This is a genomic window from Accumulibacter sp., assembly GCF_036625275.1.
Lineage (GTDB): Bacteria > Pseudomonadota > Gammaproteobacteria > Burkholderiales > Rhodocyclaceae > Accumulibacter.
In genome coordinates, this window is record NZ_JAZKUD010000157.1 from 1 (window position 1) to 5003 (window position 5003).

A 5003-nucleotide genomic window follows, 5' to 3' on the forward strand; every position below is an offset into this window, starting at 1 on the left:
GCCGGGTGATCTTGTTGCCCTGCAGGCCAATGCCGGCCATCAGGCCCTTCTGGCTGAAGATGAAGGCGTAGATGTCGTCCTTGGCGGTCGTCGTGGTCAGCGACTTGCCCATGCCCTGGTCCACCACCACCACGCTGGGACCAACACCGACTTCGAAGCCATCATTCTGATTCAGAGCATTCAATGACTTCTCATTCATGAAGAACATGGCATAGCCAAATTGCTGGGCGCCGGCCTGCAGTCCGTACGAAGCGCCGGCGGTGTTGTAGTATCCGGCTGCCTGACCGCCCCTGAAGAGCACGCCGTCTCCGTACTGGCCGCCGACGACGAGACCGGCCTTGGTGATCTTTGGAAACACGAGGACGGCGACCGCATCCCTGGACAAGGCTTTTGCCCCAGTGACCCGGGTGATCAGCTTCTGATAGGCACTGTGCGCATCCCGTTCGAGCGCTGCACGGTCCGCCGCGATGGCGTTTGCCGAGCCCACCAAGGCTGCGATGACAGCAAGCAGGAACAGCCGGGATGCTTGAGCAACTTGCGAAAAGACGGTCTTGTGCATGTGGTTACCTGCGAATGGTTGTTATGAGGGGGAAGGGTTGGCCGGATTCGGTCGCCAAGCCATGGTAAGCGAAAACCTGCCGGGTCGGGAGAAACCGCGCTTGGTCACCGGTCTCCTGATTTGCGGGATGGCCGTCTGCCAGTACTCGCCAGACAGGCGACGCTATAATGATGCGAGGCACGCGCGAGGCGCGGTCCATTGCCAAGAACGCCATCACCATCATCCCAGTGAGCAGATCATGAGTTCGGAAATCCTCCAGAATCATTGCTTCGACGAAATCAACATCGGCGACACCGCGACCATCACGCATACCCTGACCTTGCGCGACGTGCAGCTTTTCGCGGCTGTTTCCGGCGACATCAGCCCGACCCAGCTCGACAGCGAACTCGACCGACAGCTTGGTCCGTCCGACCTTGGCGCACAAAGCATGTGGCTGGGCGCCCAGGTTTCGGGACTGCTCGGCAACCAGCTTCCCGGTCCGGGAACGGTACACTCGGGGCAGGATCTGGAGTTCCTGGCACCGGTGCCGATTGGCGAGAAGGTGACGATCTCGATCACCGCCACCGCCAGGGATGCGGCAAGCCGGCGGGTCACTTTCGACTGTCGCGGCCTTAACGCCCGCGGCGAGACGATCATGACCGGCACGGCGCGGGTCATCGCGCCACAGGTCAAGATTCGCATGCAACGTCCGGACGCGGCACAGGTGTCGATTCAGAGCCACGACAACCTGGAGCGTTTCGTCGAACGCTGTCAGCAACTGCCACCCGTATCCGTCGCGGTGGTTCATCCCTGTGACGAGTCGTCGCTCGCTGCTGCCCTGGCGGCGAAACGCGAGGGGTTGATCGAACCGATCCTGGTTGGACCGCTGGCCAGGCTGCGAGCGGTCGCCGAGCAGGCCGGCCTCGACCTCGCCGGCGTGCAGATCGAGGACGTCGCGCACAGTCATGCCGCCGCATTCCGGGCGGTCGAACTGGTTCGCCGCGGCAAGGCGACGGCGTTGATGAAGGGCAGCCTGCACACCGATGAACTGATGGCCGAAGTCGTCAGCCGTGAAACCGGGCTGCGCACAGAGCGGCGGATCACGCACGCCTTCCTGATGGACGTGCCGACTTATCACAAGCCGCTGATCGTCACCGACGCGGCGATCAACATCGCCCCCGACCTCGACACCAAGCGCGACATCTGTCAGAACGCGATCGATCTGGCACACGTCCTGGGCATCGAACGGCCGAAGGTGGCGATCATCTGCGCCGTCGAGTCGATCAATTCGCGCATGGTCTGCACCACCGACGCCGCCTCGCTGTGCAAGATGGCAGACCGTGGCCAGATCAGCGGCGCGATTCTCGATGGCCCGCTGGCGCTGGACAACGCGATCAGCAAGGAAGCGGCACGGATCAAGAAGATCGACTCGGCGGTTGCAGGTGATCCGGATATCGTCGTCGTGCCCGATCTCGCCGCCGGCAACATCCTTGCCAAGCAACTGACTTTCATGAGTAATGCCGATGGTGCCGGCGTCGTCCTCGGCGCACGGGTGCCGATCATCCTCACCAGCCGTGCCGACAACCGGCGCACCAAGCTCGCCTCGTGCGCGGTCGCCGTCCTGATGGCCACCGCCGCGGCGGCTCAGTCCCCGATCAAGGCAGGAGCGTGAGATGGAAAATCTGATTCTGGTCCTCAATGCCGGCTCGTCGAGCCTCAAGTTCTCGCTGTTTGCAGTGCCTGCGGCGGGGGAGATGCGCGCCGTCGCGGTCGGCCAGATCGAGGGGCTCGGCACCGCGCCGCGTCTCAAGGTCAAGGATGGCGCCGGCGAGCGGATTGCCGACGAGCAGTGGGACAAGAGCGAGGTCAGCGGCCATGCGCAGGCGCTGCAGCGGATCGCCGGACTGTTGCGCTCGCGTTTCCAGGGCAGCGTGCTGGCAGGTGTCGGTCACCGCGTCGTGCATGGCGGCCCGGACTATGCGGCCCCCCTGCTGGTGACGCCGGAGGCGATGCGCCGCCTCGAGGACTTCATACCGCTGGCGCCGCTGCATCAGCCGCACAATCTGGCGGCTATCCGTGCCGTGCAGGAGGTGCAGCCGGAACTGCCGCAGGTCGCCTGTTTCGACACCGCCTTCCACCAGACGCAGGAAAGGGTCGCGCAGTTCTACGGTCTGCCGTACGAGTATTTCGAGCAGGGTGTGCGCCGCTACGGCTTCCACGGACTCTCGTACGAGTACATCGCCGCCGCCTTGCCAGGTATCGCGCCAGCCGTAGCCGGCGGGCGGGTGGTGGTTGCCCACCTCGGCAGCGGCGCCAGCATGTGCGCGATGCACGCGGGCCGCAGCGTCGGCAGCTCGATGGGCTTCACCGCCCTCGACGGCCTGCTGATGGGGACGCGGCCGGGCAACATGGATCCCGGCATCGTCCTCTACCTGCTGCAGCAGGAGGGGATGAGCGCGAAGCAGATCGAGGATCTGCTCTACAAGCGCTCGGGCCTGCTCGGCCTGTCCGGCATCGGCAACGACATGCGCGTTCTGCTGGCGAGCGAGGAACCGCGCGCCCGGCTGGCGATCGACCACTTCGTGTACCGCATCAGCCGTGAACTCGGCGCGCTCGCCGCCGTGCTCGGCGGCCTTGATGCGCTGGTATTCACCGCCGGGATTGGCGAAAACAGCGCGCGTATCCGGCAACTCGTTTGCGAGAAGGCGCGCTGGCTCGGCATCGAGATCGACGAGGCGGCCAACGAACTGGCCGGCCCGCGCATCAGCAGCGCCGGCAGCGGGACGTCAGCGTGGGTGGTGCCGACCAACGAAGAGCTGATGATCGCCCGTCACACGCGCAAGCTGCTGGCCCTGTAGGTTCCGCGCCTGGCCGGAAGTCGCTTCAGCCGACGACGTGGTAGCCGCCGTCGATGTGCATCGTCTGGCCGGTGATGAGCTTCGCGTAGTCGGAAGCGAGGAAGGCCGTCGCCATGCCGACATCCTCGATGGTGGCCAGCATGTGGCTCGGGGCGCGCGTCGCGGCGATGTCCATCAACTCGTCGAAGCGATCGATTCCGGACGCGGCCCGGGTCCTTATCGGGCCGGGCGAAATCGGGTGCACCCGAATCCCTTTCGGTCCCAGTTCGGCGGCGAGGTAACGCGCCGACGCCTCGAGCGCCGCTTTGACCGGGCCCATGAGGTTGTAGCGATCGACCACCTTCTCGGCACCGTAGTAGCTCATGGTGAACAATGATCCGCCATCCTTCATCAGCGGCTCGGCGAGTTTCGCCATGCGGATGAACGAGTGGCACGAGACGTCCATGGCCAGCAGGAAACCGTCGCGCGAACAGTCGGTGACGCGGCCATGCAGGTCGTCTCGTGGCGCGAAGGCAATCGAGTGCAGGGCGATGTCGAGGCGGCCCCAGGTTTTCTCGATCGCTGCGAAAACCGCTTCGAGTTGTCCGGGTATGCGCACGTCGCAGGGGAGATACAGCGCCGGGTCGACGCCCAGGTGGTCGGCGAGTGCCTGGGTGTACGGTTTGCTCTTGTCGTTGAGGTAGGTCATCGCGACGCTGGCGCCCATGGCGCGGAAAGCGAGCGCGCAGCCGTAGGCAATGGACTGGTTGTTGGCGATTCCGATGATCAGCGCCTTCTTGCCTTCGAGCGCGCCGGCCGGGCCTTTCACCTTCTCCGCAAGGTCGCGAAAGAAGGCCTCGGTCGGGCTGAGTTGTCTTGTGTCGAGTGCTGCCATGTGTTGCTCTCCTCATCAGGTGGCCGGATTCAGTTGATCGGATCGGGCGGTGGCTGCCCGGCGATGCGTCACGGCCGATCTCTGCGTGTGCGCATCGCAACCCTGCCTGGCGGCTATCCTGGCTTGCCACCGCTTTTCTCTTCCCCGGCCAGGAAACGCTCGATCGCCGCCCGAGCATTGTACAGCAGGCGCTCGGAGCCCAGTCTGTCGGCCAGCCCCGAGCGCCGCACCACTTCGAGCACGCCGGGGTTGAGCCCGACCAGCCACAGCGCCGGCTCCTGTTCGCTGGCGAGGTTCTCCCACTCAAAGAGCAGTTGCAGTGCCGACAACCCGATATCGGTCTCATCACCTTGCAGGCGCCTGGACTCGCGGGTAGAGTGAGAACTGCGTTGCGAGGGCGGCCCGTGTCCATTTCGCCAGGATCAATTCGCATCGAGTTTGCGGAGATCTCCAGGATGAAGATTGCCATTGTTGGCGGGGCTGGAGGCTCGATCCACGATCCGCAGAAGCCGAAGGAACCGCCTACGAGAAAGACGTTCAGGCAGGTCAGTCGCAGCGGAAGAAGTAGTCGACGCCGGTGCGGTGCCGATTGATCTGCTGAACGAGAAGGTGCTCGGCAAGCGACATGATCGGCTGCGCGTCGTTCTCCCACAGGACTGGCCGCCGGCGGTGAGTGGCTTTACCATGAGGTGGCCAGTACCTTCCATTGGAGGAAGAGGAAATGGGTATTCTC

6 protein-coding genes are annotated in these 5003 nt (G+C 64.4%); 2 read left to right on the top strand and 4 right to left on the bottom strand.

What is annotated here, in order from left to right:
* The coding region (locus V5B39_RS21750) for a lipid-binding SYLF domain-containing protein (protein ID WP_332344903.1) at positions 1 to 559 on the bottom strand (559 nt) is incomplete at its 3' end.
* 238 nt (positions 560 to 797) lie between these two features.
* Between V5B39_RS21750 and V5B39_RS21755 the strand changes: the two genes are divergently transcribed.
* The gene (locus V5B39_RS21755; RefSeq protein WP_332344904.1) at positions 798 to 2210 is read left to right on the top strand and encodes a bifunctional enoyl-CoA hydratase/phosphate acetyltransferase; all 1413 of its coding nucleotides are present in this window, start codon (positions 798 to 800) and stop codon (positions 2208 to 2210) included.
* Position 2211: 1 nt separating this feature from the next.
* Positions 2212 to 3396 carry an acetate/propionate family kinase gene (locus V5B39_RS21760; protein ID WP_332344905.1) on the top strand — a complete coding sequence of 395 codons (1185 nt, stop codon included), beginning with the start codon at positions 2212 to 2214 and terminating at the stop codon, positions 3394 to 3396.
* A gap of 25 nt (positions 3397 to 3421) precedes the next feature.
* Here V5B39_RS21760 and fabI read toward each other — a convergent pair whose 3' ends face one another.
* The 3 genes from fabI to V5B39_RS21775 all read right to left on the bottom strand — a co-directional run.
* A complete protein-coding gene (fabI, locus tag V5B39_RS21765) occupies positions 3422 to 4270 on the bottom strand; it encodes an enoyl-ACP reductase FabI (RefSeq protein WP_332344906.1) in 849 nt (282 codons plus the stop codon).
* A 113-nt stretch (positions 4271 to 4383) separates the two neighbouring features.
* Positions 4384 to 4599, bottom strand: coding sequence for a hypothetical protein (locus V5B39_RS21770; RefSeq protein ID WP_332344907.1), 216 nt, complete (start codon positions 4597 to 4599; stop codon positions 4384 to 4386).
* A 217-nt stretch (positions 4600 to 4816) separates the two neighbouring features.
* Positions 4817 to 5003: hypothetical protein (locus V5B39_RS21775; protein WP_332344908.1), on the bottom strand; the 187-nt coding region annotated here is incomplete at its 5' end.